Raw genomic sequence first — 14626 nt, forward strand, 5'->3', positions numbered from 1 at the left:
AAGGAATGATCCATCGCGGATCATTCCTTTTTTTAATGAGCAGCTTTCTTCAGTTCCAAATTTTCTTTCTCAAAACGCTCAAACATGATAAAGAAAAGTCCGGCACTCACAAGAGCTAGAATCGACAAGATGATAAACGTCCAATCATACCCTACATAAAGAGACAGGGTGATGGAAAGAGGTGCAATCGTTCTTGCAATCGTAAAACGCAGGCTCGCTGCGGCAAAATACTGACCGCGCATATGCTCTGGTGCAAGCTTTGATACAAAACTCTGTTGGATACCGGCAGTCATCAACTCTGCAAATGTGAACACCGCCATACTGATCACAAACATCCATACGGAACTCGTTTGACCAAACATAAAGATCGAAACCGCATAAATGACAGAAGACAGAATGAACACATTACGCTCACGGAATTTTGTGATCCATCGTGTAATGACCACTGTAAGAAGAGCCACCAGAAATCCATTTTCCGACAGGATCAAACCGAATACCTGCTCACTCACGAGTGTCAAGGACCAATCCCCAAAGCTGAACAGAGTGGCTTTATCCATCACATCTTTTATATATACAGGAATCAAGAGGTCCAATTGCATAAACGTTTGACCTACCAAAACCCCGGCTAAAATAAACAATAAAAACGTTTTATCTTTAAAAATAACGCTGTAATCCTTAAACTGGTCCGTCATCACACTATGCCAAGCTTTCTTTTTTCCTTCTGTGACAAGAAGTTTATTCTTATCATCCGGCGCCGTTTCCCTCGTCATTTTAAATAAAAGAAGGGCTAATAGCATGCATATAAGTGCGGCTGCGATCAATAATTGAAAGCGGTAATGAACGTAGAAAATGCCCCCTAATATCGGTCCGACGACAACAGCGATATTAATGGACGTGTAAAAGACGGCAAACACATGGCTTCGGTCCTTCTCATCCACCACATCGGCCACCATGGCTTGACTGGCCGGCCAATAAAATGAGCCAAACACACCAACCAAACTAAAGCAGATAAAGCCGATCATGGCAGAATCGAGCCAAGGTGAACTGGCAAGTCCAAAGATTAAAAAAGCAAAGCCTTGTCCGAACGCCGAAATGACCATCATCCGCTTACGTCCGAAGCGGTCCGCACAATAGCCTCCCATCAGATTCGCAACCACGGCGAATACTTGTGAAAGAACTAATAATAAACCTGCCGTCTGCTTTCCAAACGATTCAGTAAAATAAATCGTCAAAAACGGAAAGAACATCCAGAAGGTAATGTTAATCGCTGCTTCCCCAAACAGCCGGACCTTTAAATTACGGTCCCAATCCCTAATTCTCATCCCATTCCCTCCCCTTATGAAACTCTAGATGAACTAGATTATCATAGCCTGATGGGACAAATTTAACAAGACTCATTTACTGGTATTTGTAAAATATCCACTCAAGAAGGACATGAGTCCAAAGATACCAATTTCGATCCTTTGAATACATTGAATGTATGAATGATGAAAGGATTGGTGGACGGAGGTGATCGATAGACTAATTCTCATTACGGGAGTGTGGACCCAGGTTGTTGGAACTGTGATCGCTGCCATCGGTGAAACCATGATCATACGGGAAGAACGTTTGGAACTGGAGCCTATCGGATATCGCTTAGTGTCAATCGGGAATGGATTCGAAGCGACAGGGAATTCCCTGCAGGCGGTAGGGGCGGAAAAGCTGTCAGATGGCTCCATTGGGGAGACCTATCGGGTGATTGGTGACTGGATTCAAGCAGCTGGGAACGTGACAAATGTCGCTGCCGCTGAAATTCAATTTTCCGGGAAAGAGCTGGAAGGGTTGAATCTGGATATCTTCGGAGATGTCGTTCAATCTGCCGGTGCGGGGCTTGAAGCATACGGAGCAATTCTGAGTCCGCGTGCCTATTCAAAGCTCCTCTCGTATGGAAATACACTTCAATCCCTGGGGGCAGCCCTTGAAGCGGTAGGGGAAGTATATATTTTGAAGGAAATGAAGGATATTGGGTTGCAGGTGACGACATTCGGGAGCTATGCCCAGGCAGCAGGAGCGACAATCGCTGCGATAGCGTTGACGAAGCAGTATGGGCAGTAGTGATTGTGGGTGTTTTTCTCAGTGTTTAGTGGTTGGATGGGTGATTCGATTGGGTATGAGCCCGGAATTGCGTCATTTATCGGAGTAATTGCGTCAAATTTAAATTATTTGCGTCGTTTTTTTGATATTTGCGTCATTTTCTTAGGGGATTGCGTCAAAATAAGGTTTATTGCGTCATTTTACAAATGAACCCATTTGATTGAGCGCTCAGTCAAAAAAATTCAATCCAACTCACCCATCAAAAAACAAAACCCCCAAAAAGCAGCCAAGCCGCCTCCCGGGGATTCATCCTACATATTAAAACGCCCAACCGCCATCGCGGAATACTGCTTCAGTCGAGCCGTCTTCTTTTACTCCATCAATGTTCATCTTATCTGAACCGATCATGAAGTCAACGTGAGTGATACTATTGTTCAAGCCGTTTTTCTCAAGCTCTTCCTCACTCATTTTCTTCCCGCCTTCGATACAGAATGCATAGGCATTACCGATCGCAAGGTGGTTTGATGCGTTCTCATCGAATAAGGTGTTGTAGAATAACACATTCGATTGAGAGATTGGTGATTGATGAGGCACAAGGGCGATTTCTCCAAGGTAATGAGATCCTTCATCCGTATCGACAAGACGCTTAAGGATTTCTTCGCCTTCTTCAGCCTTTACGTCCACGATACGTCCGTTTTCGAATGTGATCGTGAAGTTGTCGATCACGTTACCGCCGTAGCTAAGTGGTTTTGTGCTCGATACAGTACCGTTAACACCAGTTTTAAGAGGAACCGTAAATACTTCTTCCGTTGGCATGTTCGCCATGAAAGTTGTTCCTTCTTCGTTCACGCTTCCAGCTCCAACCCAAAGGTGACCTTTAGGAAGCTCGATGGTAAGGTCCGTCCCTGGTGCTGTGTAATGAAGCTTTTGGTAGTTCTTTTCGTTCAGGTATTCCACTTTTTCATGAAGGTTTGCATCGTGATCTTTCCAAGCTTGTACAGGGTCAGCCTGGTCGGCACGCACTGCTTTGAAGATTGCGTCCCATAATAGATCTACTTGTTCTTCTTCAGAGGCATCTGGGAATACTTTGGCAGCCCAGTCTTTAGAAGGAGCAGCCAGTACACACCAGCTGACTTTGTCCGATTGAATGAACTGACGGTATTTGGACATCGCTTTACCGGCAACCTTCTGGAAGTTAGAGATGCGTTCAGGATTTACCCCTTTTAAGAGGTCAGGGCTAGAAGAGACGATGCTCATGAATGCCGCTCCGCCTTCAGCAAGCGTTTCTACTTCACGTGCTTTCCACTCAGGGAACTCCTGAAATGCTTCATCCGGGGCAAGGTCATATTTTGTGCGGTTGACGAAATCGTCGCTCCAATTCACATAAACATGCTTTGCTCCGACTTCATAGGCTTTTTTTACTACTAAGCGTACGAATTCTGCGGAATCAAGGGATGTGTTGATCACAAGGGTTTGACCCTTCTGGACGTTCACTCCGACTTCTACGGCAAGACTTGCGTATTTCTCAAGATTTTGTTGGAAATTAGTCATATGTATTCTCCTTTTTTTCAGAATGTTCTATTACATTCTTATTGTATCAGTGCCGGCACCGTTTGCAAGTGTTTACACCTATGTTTGTATTCTGTGTAAAAGTGGAGGAAATAATTTGGCATCGAGGAAAGATTGTGAACGTTCTATGGCATTGAATCAAGAATCATAGCCTGATTTCGGACAACTATTCTATAATGATGGGAGCGATATATTATTCAAAAAAGGAGGTAATGTATAATGCGGTGGAATGTCCTATTATTACGAATGGCTGCCATTTATGGGTTTATCGGAGCATTTCTCGGGTCTCATATGGCAGGAGCAGGATCATATGCGTTCAAGCCGATTCACGCTCATATTTTAGTTGTGGGATGGTTGAGTTTATTTGCGTATTCTTCCTATTACCGCTCCTATGATGTACCGAAATCTTCTAAACTCGCATTTGCCCATGTGTGGACGGCGATCATCGGCTCGATCGGGTTGACCGTCGGGATGTGGATGTATAATTTAAATCCATTCAACCTGCCATCAAGCTTCATAACGGTTTTTTACATTGTCGGAGGAAGTACTCTATTACTTAGCTTTTTCTTATTTGTGCTTATGACATTTACATATAGCGAGAGCAAGAAGTGATGGTCAGCTGCTGATTATTCGGTTTTTATCAGCAGCTGAATAAACCACCAATAAAAAAACTCCTCACCGCCATTGGTGAGAAGTTTTTTTAGATGGACGATTCATCCTGTCCCTGCTCCTGGAAGAGGAACCGGTAATCCATTGGGTTCTGGATCAAATCGGCCAGGGTATATTCGTCCAGGACGGAGAGGTAGGCATTCAATGCTTTGCCGAGAACATGCTTCAATCCGCACACAGGCGTGATGATGCAGGAATTGTTCTTACTGTCGAAGCACTCAACAAGATGAAAGTCCTCTTCGGTCAGCCGGACGAGTTTTCCTATATTTATGTCTTCTGGGGACTTGGCAAGTTTGATTCCGCCGTTTCTACCTCGGATCGTTTCGATCATCCCCATTTTTCCGAGCTCATACGTCACTTTCATTAAGTGATTCTTTGAAATGCTGTACGCATCTGCTATTTCTTTTATATTAGAGAGTTCTTCTTTCGGTTTGGAAGCCAGGAAAATAAGGACCCTCAGTGAGTAGTCGGTGTATAAAGTTAGTCTCATGTATCTCACCTTTCCGTTCCGTTACCCCCATTATACAGAAGGAAGTAAGTTTGTGTCTAAATGTGACTGTTTTGTTAAAGATGTATTTTATATATTGCTTTAATGGCAGAAGAGGAGTAACTTAAAGATGTATTAAAAATATATCTTTAGAGGTGACCAAAATGCTATCTCAAAAAACCATTGAAATTGTGAAATCAACTGCACCTGTCCTAGAAGTCAAAGGAACGGAAATTACGTCGACTTTTTATAAAAATTTATTTACCAATCATCCAGAGCTTTTAAATATCTTTAATCATGCCAATCAAAAAAAGGGAAGACAGCAGACGGCATTGGCCAATGCGGTTTACGCTGCGGCTCAGAATATCGATAAGCTCGAGAGCATTCTTCCTGTTGTGAAGCAGATTGCCCATAAGCATAGAAGTTTAGGTGTGAAGCCAGAGCATTATCCGATCGTAGGGGAGCATCTTCTTCAAGCGATCAAGCAGGTTCTTGGAGAGGCAGCGACAGATGAAATCATCGAGGCATGGGGAGAAGCATACGGTGTCATCGCCGGAGTATTCATCGATGTGGAAGAAAATATGTACCAGGAGGCTGGATACAGGGACTTTAAACCATTTATCGTGGCAAAGAAAGTAATGGAAAGCGAGTGTGTCACTTCTTTCTATCTTCAACCAAAAGAAGGCGGAAACGTCCCAACTTATATGCCGGGTCAATATATATCAGTGCGTGTGAGAATCCCTGGTGAAGAGTTCACTCATATTCGTCAGTACAGTTTATCAAGTGCTCCGATGGATGAATACTTCAGGATTTCGGTTAAAAGAGAAGCAGAACAGAATCCTATAGGGAAAGTATCTAATTTCTTACATGACCAAATAGCAGAAGGAAGCGAGATCGAGGTCAGTGCACCGGCAGGAGATTTTTATCTGGAAAATGGGGAATCACCTGTAGCGTTTATTAGCGGTGGTGTTGGGATCACCCCGATGATGAGCATGCTTGAAGAGGTGGCGAGAACCACGCCGAAACGCAGAACGGCTTTTATCCATGCAAGCAGAAATGAAGGAGTGCATGCTTTTAAAGAAGAGGTCGACACGCACATGACCGGAATTGAGAACGGGGAAGTGGGCTATATCTATGAAAATCCCCTTGATGAATCTCTGTCCCATTTTACAGGGTACTTGAACAAGGAAATCCTGAAACAATACGTAGATGTAGGGACGGAATGCTACGTGTGTGGTCCGGCTCCGTTCATGAAGGCGGTCATCGGGATGTTGCAGGAAATGGGAGTGTCAAAGATCCGATACGAATTCTTCGGTCCGGCAATGGATTTTACGAAGAAAGAAAGTGTGCCGGTTTGACGATTTGAAAATAAGTTTGGGGTTTTTGAAAATAAAAGCATCGTTTTTGAAAATAAAATCAAATAATTGAAAATAAATCGTCCATTTTTGAAAATAAAAGGCCGGTGAAGCCTGCTCCTCATCCAGATTCTCGGTCATTTCAAGGAGAAAACGCTAGGGATCCCTAGCGTTTTTCGCTTTTAATAACGATGTTCATCATCATCTTCACGGTTTTTGAACGCTTCTTGTGTTACGATCAATTCTTCATCGCCCACTGCATCTTCAGAATGTTTTTGAGCGGTACTATTTTGAGGGAAGTTCCCTGGATGTCCCTTTTTCTTTGATTCGTATGATTTACCACGTGCCATTGTCAGCCACTCCTTTTCGTTCGTGATACAGGTAGTTTTTCCAGGTGGGCCGAAAATATGTGAATGTGAATTGTCAGAAAATAGACGCATCTCCACCGATCAGAAAATGTGCGGATTGGATATAATGATACTAACGAGTTACTTGCTGCTAAGAATCAACCGATTCCACTGAATGGAGGGGTATAGTTGGATTTTTCAATGATTGTTTCGGAGCAACGGATCAAGAAAGCTTATGAGGACGGAGAGTTTAGCCACTTGCCCGGATTTGGCAAACCGCTGAATCTGGACGATGATTTAGGTGTGCCCGAGGAATTGAAAATGGCCCACAGGATGATGAAGAACGCAGGCTACACGATGGATGAAATGAATGTAAAAAAAGAAATGATGCGGATCGAGGACATGATCAGGGCGTGTGATGATGACGAAGAAAAGCAGGAACTTCAGCAAAATCTGAATGAGAAAATGCTGAAATACAACAGCATGCTTTCAAAAAAACGGGTCAACACGAATAGTTCGCTATTCAAAAATTATGAACATAAATTAGAAAATAAGCTATTGAAATAAAGAAAACACCACTTTCTCCAAGAAAGTGGTGTTTTTTCGTTATTGTGGTCCCTCGTCTTCTTTAAATAAGAAAAAGGAAATCACACCCGAAAGAAGGGTGCCCCCGATGGTGAGCATGATTTTCGAACCGAACTCAATCTCGGAGTAATATTTGCCGAGCATCCAATAAGAAGCGACGGCTACGAGTATCATGATAGGAATGATCATGGTGAATCGTTTTTTCAAAAGTGCCACATCCTTTAAAGCTACTCTTCTTAGTTTACCACAGGTTAGGCATTTACACTGTTTTGAATCCGCTCGGCACTTGTGGCAGTATCTTGAACATATTGGGCGATTGTCCGGTTGTCACCATGAAGGGTTTCGATGGTGGCGCTGATTTCCTCAAGGCCCGCAGATGTCTGTTGAATGACGGCTGCCAGTTCTTTCGTTGACAACTCGGCTTCTTCCGTTTGTCCCCTTACTTCAGAAGCAGTGGACGTTAAGCGCTGGAATTCATTTGACAGGGCATCAAGCTTCTCACGAAGTGTCTGGAAGTATGACGTTACTTCTCCTGTAGCCCCTACGTTTTCATTGAGTTTTTCAGAGCTCAGATTCATGATTTCAACAGCAGAAGAGTTAACCGCGTTAACAGAAGCCAGGTTGTCGTTGATGCGGGTAGCCGTGTTCCGGGTGATCTCCGCCAATTTCCGGATTTCATCGGCCACGATACTGAAGCCGCGCCCAGCTTCACCTGCACGTGCCGCCTCGATGGACGCATTCAAAGCCAGCAAATTCGTTTGGTCCGTAATGTCCTGAATGCTTCCGATAAAGGTGTTGGTTTCTTCGATTTTGCTTGTGAGCTCTTTAAAGGTTTGATGAAGACCTTCAATGATATTTTTAAGCTCAATCATGTTTTCCTGGAGATCCATGACCCGTTCACTTCCTGTAACGGCGATGGCATTTGCATCGGTCGAGTGGGCGGTAAGATCATCCGAAAGCCTTGCTACTTCTTCCATTTTACTCATGGTCGTTTCGGTCACGAGAGCGATGTTATTGATCTGATCACTTTGGGTGACACTTCCCGCTGAAATTTCAGTCACTGCCGTTTTCATTTCATCATGTGAGACGAGGTGGGTTTGCACCTGTTCGTTGATTTGTTGAATGCTTGCTGAGATGGTAGCCAATTCCTTTTGTAAGAAATTACGTTGGTCCTCTTTTTTCTTACTTTCGTTTTCTGTCGTGTGGATAAATTCCTGAAGCTGCTTGAATTGTGTACGATTCAGCTGGATGACGACACCCAGGACGATGCCAAGCAGCACATAGCTCAATAGAGCAGGGACAAATAATTCAGCGAAAACCGGATCTCCATCTGGAGCCAATACACCATTCAGTACGAGCAGTACGAGACCGGACGTAAAGCCGATTCCGAAAATGACAGTATTAAAGTGAATGGCGCTGATCACAGCTAAAAATAATAGGATGACTAAATCGGGCGGATTGGATCCTTCAAGAAAAAGCCAGATACCCATGATGATATACACTGAAGGGATGCTGAAGTATACATAGAGATTCGGTTTTTTCAGGATTAATTGAAGTACAACAAAATATCCGGCCAGAAGCAGGATCTGAGCTGCAAACACTGCTACGGTGATGGTGCCCGATTCATGTAGTATCGAATACGTGAGGGCGGCTGCCAGACTGATTCCGTAGGTGATCAGCAGCAGAAGGTTCTTTCTTTTACTATCGACTTCTTTCAATTGCTTAGGGGTCATGACTTTTCTCTCCTTTTAATAAAAACCCGTATATTCCATATATCGACAAAAATAGTTGGCGCTTTCACAACGATTTAAGGGAATTTCAAAAAAAAATTTGAATAGAACTATCTCTCAATATTCAGCAGGTTTATCCGATATTAGTAATAGACTACGATGAGTAAGGTGGAGCGATCAGATGGATAAGACGTCTTTGATAGGAGTCATTTTAGGATTGATAGCAGTTGGGGTGGGGATGGTATTCAAAGGGGTAAGCCCTATTGCATTATTGAACCCTGCTGCCATACTGATTATTGTACTTGGGACAGTGGCCGCTGTGACCATTGCCTTCCCGACACATGAAATTAAAAAAGTACCGAAGCTTTTCGGCATACTGTTTAAAGAGCAAAAAATACAGGACCCGAAACAAACGATCCAATTCTTCTCACAAGTGGCCGATCTCGCACGGAAAGAAGGATTACTGGCACTTGAAGCGAAGACACAGGAAGTGGAAGATCCCTTCCTTAGGGACGGACTTTCATTAGCGGTGGATGGACAGAGTGCAGATTACATAAGGGATGTCCTGCATGAAGAAATCGACGCCATGGAAGAACGGCACAGTGCGGGAGCGCTCATCTTTACACAGGCGGGTACATACGCACCGACTCTGGGTGTGCTCGGAGCGGTCATTGGGTTGATCGCAGCTCTCAGTCATATGGACAATACAGAAGAACTTGGACATGCCATTTCAGCGGCATTCGTTGCGACACTCCTCGGGATCTTCACGGGATACGTCCTGTGGCACCCTTTTGCCAATAAGTTGAAGAGAAAATCAAAGGTGGAGGTTCAGTTGAAGATGATGATGGTGGAAGGAATCCTCTCCATCATCGAGGGAGAATCTCCCCGGGTCATCGAACAGAAGCTTGCCTCCTACTTACCTGTAAGTGAGAGGATCATGCTATTAAAGGGGGATGAGGATGAGGCGGCGTAAGAAGAAACATGACGACGACCACATGGATGAGTCCTGGCTGATTCCGTATGCTGACTTGCTCACTCTGTTACTGGCACTGTTTATCGTCCTCTATGCATCAAGTTCCGTGGACGCTCAAAAATTCAAGGAACTGTCCCAGGTATTCAGTGAAATCTTCACAGGGGGTACGGGAATGATGGAGTACCCTAGTCCCGTGGCTCCTCAGCAGTCGAGCGATCAGGAAGAGAAGCAGGCTTCTTCATCTGCTAATGAAGAAGAGAAACAAATAAGTAAAGAAGAGATCGATAAACAGGCGTTCCTGAAGGATCAAGAAGAGCTGAAGGAGATTCAGAAGAAGATTAACGAATATATCAAAACGAATCATCTGGAGGTGCAGTTTATTACAAAATTGACCGATGAGGGGCTGCTCCTGACCATTCGTGATAACGTTCTATTTGATTCGGGATCTGCTACGGTCCAGGGAAGTGACCTAAGCGTGGCCGGAGAATTATCCGAACTCCTTGTCATGAATCCACCACGGAACATCATCATAAGCGGTCATACAGATAATGTGCCCATCAGAAATGCGGAATTTGACTCAAACTGGGAGCTCAGCGTCATGCGGGCGGTCAACTTTATGAAAATCATCCTGGATAATCCCGAGCTTGACCCTAAATGGTTCAGTGCCAAAGGTTTCGGGGAATTCGAGCCGATCGCCGATAACGGGACGGCAGAGGGTCGCGGGCAGAACCGCCGGGTGGAAGTGTTGATTCTACCTAGAGTAACAGAATAACAAGATGGTGACTGCAGCTGGTTAACGGCTGCAGTTTTTTGCGTTTTGTCATATTTCCGGGGAAATGGCTGGATGCTGTCGAAGTTCGTAGAGGTAATACACTTTCAACTGCGAATTTCCCTTAAAATGTTTTATAGTTCCCATTTCAGGGAAAAGTCTGGAAAAGCATGTAGGTGCAGTGGCTAATATTTATGAATCAGGGGTCCTTTACTAAGAAGCTGATCGACTTTATACATACGTAGACACTTTCCCCTAGGTGCATTCCAAGCATTAGCCACTGTCTCTATCGAAGGAGGAGCATAATTGGATACGTTTTTTGACATCATCGGTAAGGTTTCGGCATGGTTATGGGGTCCCCCGTTGATCATCGTCCTGGGAGCAACAGGTTTGTATCTGACATTTCTATTGAAATTCATACAGTTTCGGTATCCTCTCTATATTTTTAAGCAAACCGTGGGAAGCGTGTTTAAAAAGCCCAAAGGAGAAGGGACCGTCACCCCATTGCAGGCGTTGACTTCGGCATTATCGTCCACAATCGGGGCGGCAAACATCGTCGGTGTCCCTGCTGCAATCATGTTCGGTGGTCCGGGAGCCGTCTTTTGGATGTGGATGATAGCCCTGATCGGGATGGCTCTTAAGTTTTCAGAAAGTGTTCTTGCCGTCCGCTATCGTGAGAAGAATGAAAAAGGGGAGTATGTGGGTGGTCCCATGTACTATATGACGAAAGGTCTGAACATGAGGTGGTTAGGCGTCTGGTTTGCCTTTGCCCTTATGATCGAGCTGATCCCCAGCGTGATGGTGCAAGGGAATGCGGTTGCATCGACAGTAGAAGAAACTTTTAATGTAAGCAGCCTGATCACTGGTATTGCCGTTGCCCTTATCGTCGTATTGATCGTATTTGGGGGGATTAAACGGATTGGAAAAGTAACAGAGATCTTTGTTCCGTTCATGGCACTGATCTATGTCGGCGGTGCATTAGTGATTCTATTCATGAATGTTGGGGCAGTACCTGAATTCTTCCGTCTCATACTTTCAAATGCCTTTCAGCCGATGTCGGCAATGGGTGGCTTTGCCGGAGTGGCCGTGGCTGAGACGATCCGCTGGGGATTTGCCCGAGGATTATACTCGAATGAAGCTGGACTTGGAACCGCGCCTATCGCTCACGCGGCCGCACAAACGGATCATCCTGTCAGGCAAGGTCTCTGGGCCATTGTCGGAATCGTGATTGATACCATCATTGTCTGTACGGCTACAGCGTTTGTTGTATTATCATCGGGTGTGTGGACAGCAGAGAATGCCCTTGACGATCCATCTGCCCTTACAACAGAGGCATTCACGAACTATTTTGGGGAGTTCGGAGGGATTCTCGTTACGATTTCACTGATCTTCTTCGTATTGTCAACGATCATCGTCATTGTCTTTTATGGAGCCAAACAGGCAGAATTTTTATTCGGCTGGAAAGCATCCCAAGGAATTAAAGTGGTGTATACCCTGGCCATCGTCCTCGGTTCCGTTGGAGCGGCAAAGGTCATCTGGCAATTCCTTGATTTAGCCTTAGCTGCCATATTGATTCCAAACATCATTGCAGTCCTTCTGCTAAGCAAAGAAGTGAAAAAACTTACGGATGAATTCTTTACTTCAGATGACTATTATTTGAAGGACACAGGGAAAGTGAAAGAGAAGAAAGTATCTTGAATAGCGAGGCTTGTTTTCCTTAGACGGGAAAACAAGCCTTTTTTTATGCTTTCGTAAACATTGTTGCTTTTAAACAAACGAGAGGTACTCGCTTTCACCGGGTCTGGAGGTGAGCCTCCTCTGGCACAGCCTCTATGACAGAGCGTTTGCAAATCATAGTCTGTGATTAGATGAACAACAATCTTTTTTATGACATTTCCCACTTCCAACTTGTGTAAAATTAGACAAAAGTTTAGAATATTAACAAAAGTTACTTTTCTTTATAGGGGTGGGAGAAAGTGAACGACAAAGAAAAACTTTTATTGTCATATATTGAAGAGAATCCGTTCATGACGCAGCAGGAGTTATCAGAGCGAAGTGGGATTTCGCGTTCGGCAGTGGCCGGTTATATTTCAAATCTGGTCAGGCAGGGGAAGATCCTGGGACGTGCGTATGTGATGCCAAAGAAGAATGGAATCACCTGCATTGGCGGGGCGAATATCGATCGGAAAATGCAGCTTGAGGACAAGCTGATTCCCGAAACTTCCAATCCGGCCAAGACCGAGCAAACAAGTGGCGGAGTGGCACGGAATATTGCCGAGAATCTGGGAAGGCTGGGGAGAACGGCAAACTTGATCACGGTTGTGGGAGAAGACACAGAAGGCAGCTGGCTATTGCAGCAAACGAAATCCTTTGCCGATGTATCCGGTTCACAGAGGGTATTGAATCAACGTACAGGAACGTATTCTGCCATATTGGATGAACGGGGGGAAATGCTGTTTGCCCTCGCTGATATGAACATTTATGAAAGCGTTGACATTGGATTCATCGAGAAAAGATGGGGGTTGATTTCATCTTCTGAAATGGTTCTGCTTGATACGAATTTTCCCGAGGATGTGCTGAAGTATATCATTCGGAGGTGTCAATCAGAAGGGGTCCCACTGACGGTGATACCGGTTTCCGCTCCGAAGGTAAAGAAACTTCCTTCTTCATTAGAAGGTGTTTCCTGGTTCATCTGTAACAAAGGAGAAGCAGAAATGTATCTTGATATGAAGATTGAAACGGAGGGTGATTATTTTAAAGCTGCCAAGGAGCTTACCTTAAGGGGCGCTGAACGGGTAGTCATCACCCGTGGAGATCAAGGGCTGATTTACTACACCACCTATAAAGAAGCGACGGCGATCCTACCACCGAAAGTAGACGTGCAGGACGTGACAGGAGCAGGGGATGCTCTCGTCGCTGGGATATTATTTGGCTATTTGAAAGGATCCGATACAGACGGTGCATGTCGGATCGGCGTGATATGTTCGTCGATCACACTTCAATCGAGGTATACGGTGGCACCCACTTTGAATACAAGCAAGCTGAAACAGGAATTCAGTCTTTATTATTAAGGGGGAAATGTGTGTGAACATAGAATCGTACGTAGAATTTTCAGAAGAGGTCAGAGAAGCCAGGAAAAAGGGTCAGGCCATCGTGGCATTGGAATCCACCATCATCTCACATGGAATGCCGTACCCGCAAAATGTGAGGACGGCAAGAGAAGTAGAGGATATCATCCGATCAAAAGGTGCCGTTCCTGCGACAATCGCCATCCTGAATGGGAAAATAAAAATCGGTTTATCCCAAGAGGAGCTTGAGTATCTGGGGCAGGCGACAGGGGTGATCAAGGCAAGCCGCAGGGACATCCCATATATCCTGGCATCCCGAAAAGACGGAGCTACAACGGTGGCAGCCACGATGATATGTGCAGAAATTGCAGACATCCCTGTTTTTGTGACGGGAGGAATCGGAGGGGTGCACCGGAATGCAGAAGTGACCATGGATATATCGGCTGATTTAGAGGAACTTGCTGTATCGAATGTGGCCGTCGTTTGCGCGGGAGCAAAATCGATCCTCGATATCGGTTTGACACTGGAGTACCTGGAAACAAAGGGCGTACCCGTACTGGGGTACCAAACAGACTCATTACCGGCTTTCTATACTAGGACAAGCCCTTATTCCGTGAACAATAAAGTCGAATCAGCAGAAGAAACAGCCGCTCTTTTAAAAGCAAAATGGGATATCGGGCTCAAGGGTGGGGTGGTTGTGGCCAATCCGATTCCTGAAGAGGACGCCATGAATGAAAGTGAAATGACTTCCATCATTGAACGAGCTCTGAAAGAAGCTGATGAACAAGGGATCAAAGGCAAGGAAGCGACGCCTTTCCTGCTTGGGAAAGTGAAAGAATTGACCCATGGAAGAAGCCTGAAAGCGAATATCGCCCTTGTGAAGAATAATGCCCATGTAGGGGCGGATATCGCAGTTCGGTTCGCCAGGCTTGGTAAAGTAGAGGCAAACTAATATCAGAGAGAGAGAGGCGAAACCCGGGGGAAAGTGCGCCCGGGTTTTT

Annotated in this window: 15 protein-coding genes; 9 read left to right on the plus strand and 6 right to left on the minus strand. The window is 44.9% G+C overall.

From position 1 onward, the window contains the following. Positions 1 to 32 precede the first annotated feature (32 nt). Positions 33 to 1322, minus strand: a complete 1290-nt coding sequence (locus LCL96_RS13875) for an MDR family MFS transporter (RefSeq protein ID WP_224942042.1) — start codon at positions 1320 to 1322, stop codon at positions 33 to 35. 187 nt (positions 1323 to 1509) lie between these two features. On the opposite strand from LCL96_RS13875, the gene LCL96_RS13880 reads away from it, so the two are divergent. Then, positions 1510 to 2094 carry a DUF6944 family repetitive protein gene (locus LCL96_RS13880; protein WP_224942043.1) on the plus strand — a complete coding sequence of 195 codons (585 nt, stop codon included), beginning with the start codon at positions 1510 to 1512 and terminating at the stop codon, positions 2092 to 2094. A gap of 297 nt (positions 2095 to 2391) precedes the next feature. Here the strand turns inward: LCL96_RS13880 and LCL96_RS13885 are convergent, their stop codons facing one another. Further along, positions 2392 to 3624, minus strand: coding sequence for an aminopeptidase (locus LCL96_RS13885; protein ID WP_224942044.1), 1233 nt, complete (start codon positions 3622 to 3624; stop codon positions 2392 to 2394). 237 nt (positions 3625 to 3861) lie between these two features. Here LCL96_RS13885 and LCL96_RS13890 point away from each other — a divergent pair, with 237 nt between their 5' ends. Next, the gene (locus LCL96_RS13890; protein ID WP_224942045.1) at positions 3862 to 4254 is read left to right on the plus strand and encodes a hypothetical protein; all 393 of its coding nucleotides are present in this window, start codon (positions 3862 to 3864) and stop codon (positions 4252 to 4254) included. 88 nt (positions 4255 to 4342) lie between these two features. Here the strand turns inward: LCL96_RS13890 and LCL96_RS13895 are convergent, their stop codons facing one another. Continuing rightward, on the minus strand, positions 4343 to 4801 hold the full coding sequence (locus tag LCL96_RS13895) for an RrF2 family transcriptional regulator (protein ID WP_224942046.1): 459 nt from the start codon (positions 4799 to 4801) through the stop codon (positions 4343 to 4345). 161 nt (positions 4802 to 4962) lie between these two features. Here LCL96_RS13895 and hmpA point away from each other — a divergent pair, with 161 nt between their 5' ends. Then, complete coding sequence (hmpA, locus tag LCL96_RS13900; protein WP_224942047.1) at positions 4963 to 6156, plus strand: NO-inducible flavohemoprotein; 1194 nt, start codon at positions 4963 to 4965, stop codon at positions 6154 to 6156. 179 nt (positions 6157 to 6335) lie between these two features. Here hmpA and LCL96_RS13905 read toward each other — a convergent pair whose 3' ends face one another. Next, complete coding sequence (locus tag LCL96_RS13905) at positions 6336 to 6503, minus strand: hypothetical protein (protein WP_224942048.1); 168 nt, start codon at positions 6501 to 6503, stop codon at positions 6336 to 6338. 186 nt (positions 6504 to 6689) lie between these two features. On the opposite strand from LCL96_RS13905, the gene LCL96_RS13910 reads away from it, so the two are divergent. Then, the gene (locus tag LCL96_RS13910) at positions 6690 to 7067 is read left to right on the plus strand and encodes a DnaJ family domain-containing protein (protein WP_224942049.1); all 378 of its coding nucleotides are present in this window, start codon (positions 6690 to 6692) and stop codon (positions 7065 to 7067) included. Between the two features lie 39 nt (positions 7068 to 7106). Here the strand turns inward: LCL96_RS13910 and LCL96_RS13915 are convergent, their stop codons facing one another. After that, positions 7107 to 7292, minus strand: coding sequence for a histidine kinase (locus LCL96_RS13915; protein WP_263628185.1), 186 nt, complete (start codon positions 7290 to 7292; stop codon positions 7107 to 7109). 44 nt (positions 7293 to 7336) lie between these two features. Next, entirely contained in the window at positions 7337 to 8818 is a 1482-nt protein-coding gene (locus tag LCL96_RS13920; protein WP_224942051.1) for a methyl-accepting chemotaxis protein, read from the minus strand. A gap of 178 nt (positions 8819 to 8996) precedes the next feature. On the opposite strand from LCL96_RS13920, the gene motA reads away from it, so the two are divergent. The 5 genes from motA (at position 8997) to LCL96_RS13945 (ending at position 14577) form a co-directional block, all read left to right on the plus strand. After that, entirely contained in the window at positions 8997 to 9788 is a 792-nt protein-coding gene (gene motA, locus LCL96_RS13925; RefSeq protein ID WP_224942052.1) for a flagellar motor stator protein MotA, read from the plus strand. Next, on the plus strand, positions 9775 to 10560 hold the full coding sequence (gene motB / locus LCL96_RS13930; protein ID WP_224942053.1) for a flagellar motor protein MotB: 786 nt from the start codon (positions 9775 to 9777) through the stop codon (positions 10558 to 10560). The genes motA and motB overlap by 14 nt, the downstream gene beginning before the upstream one ends. 303 nt (positions 10561 to 10863) lie before the next feature. After that, a complete protein-coding gene (locus tag LCL96_RS13935; protein WP_224942054.1) occupies positions 10864 to 12255 on the plus strand; it encodes an alanine/glycine:cation symporter family protein in 1392 nt (463 codons plus the stop codon). A gap of 278 nt (positions 12256 to 12533) precedes the next feature. After that, positions 12534 to 13628 (plus strand): carbohydrate kinase, encoded by a 1095-nt coding sequence (locus LCL96_RS13940; RefSeq protein ID WP_224942055.1) that lies wholly within the window; start codon positions 12534 to 12536, stop codon positions 13626 to 13628. A gap of 19 nt (positions 13629 to 13647) precedes the next feature. After that, complete coding sequence (locus tag LCL96_RS13945; RefSeq protein WP_318246441.1) at positions 13648 to 14577, plus strand: pseudouridine-5'-phosphate glycosidase; 930 nt, start codon at positions 13648 to 13650, stop codon at positions 14575 to 14577. Positions 14578 to 14626 lie beyond the last annotated feature (49 nt).

Origin of the sequence: Rossellomorea aquimaris (genome assembly GCF_020172085.1) — a bacterium.
GTDB classification, from domain to species: domain Bacteria; phylum Bacillota; class Bacilli; order Bacillales; family Bacillaceae_B; genus Rossellomorea; species Rossellomorea aquimaris_E.

What these genes read in the sequence shown, in the direction of transcription:
- motA (WP_224942052.1), top strand. Translation starts at nt 8,997, where the DNA reads ATGGATAAGACGTCTTTGATAGGAGTCATTTTAGGATTGATAGCAGTT.
- motB (WP_224942053.1), top strand. Translation starts at nt 9,775, where the DNA reads ATGAGGCGGCGTAAGAAGAAACATGACGACGACCACATGGATGAGTCC.
- hmpA (WP_224942047.1), top strand. Translation starts at nt 4,963, where the DNA reads ATGCTATCTCAAAAAACCATTGAAATTGTGAAATCAACTGCACCTGTC.
- LCL96_RS13905 (WP_224942048.1), bottom strand. Translation starts at nt 6,503, where the DNA reads ATGGCACGTGGTAAATCATACGAATCAAAGAAAAAGGGACATCCAGGG.
- LCL96_RS13875 (WP_224942042.1), bottom strand. Translation starts at nt 1,322, where the DNA reads ATGAGAATTAGGGATTGGGACCGTAATTTAAAGGTCCGGCTGTTTGGG.
- LCL96_RS13890 (WP_224942045.1), top strand. Translation starts at nt 3,862, where the DNA reads ATGCGGTGGAATGTCCTATTATTACGAATGGCTGCCATTTATGGGTTT.
- LCL96_RS13920 (WP_224942051.1), bottom strand. Translation starts at nt 8,818, where the DNA reads ATGACCCCTAAGCAATTGAAAGAAGTCGATAGTAAAAGAAAGAACCTT.
- LCL96_RS13885 (WP_224942044.1), bottom strand. Translation starts at nt 3,624, where the DNA reads ATGACTAATTTCCAACAAAATCTTGAGAAATACGCAAGTCTTGCCGTA.
- LCL96_RS13895 (WP_224942046.1), bottom strand. Translation starts at nt 4,801, where the DNA reads ATGAGACTAACTTTATACACCGACTACTCACTGAGGGTCCTTATTTTC.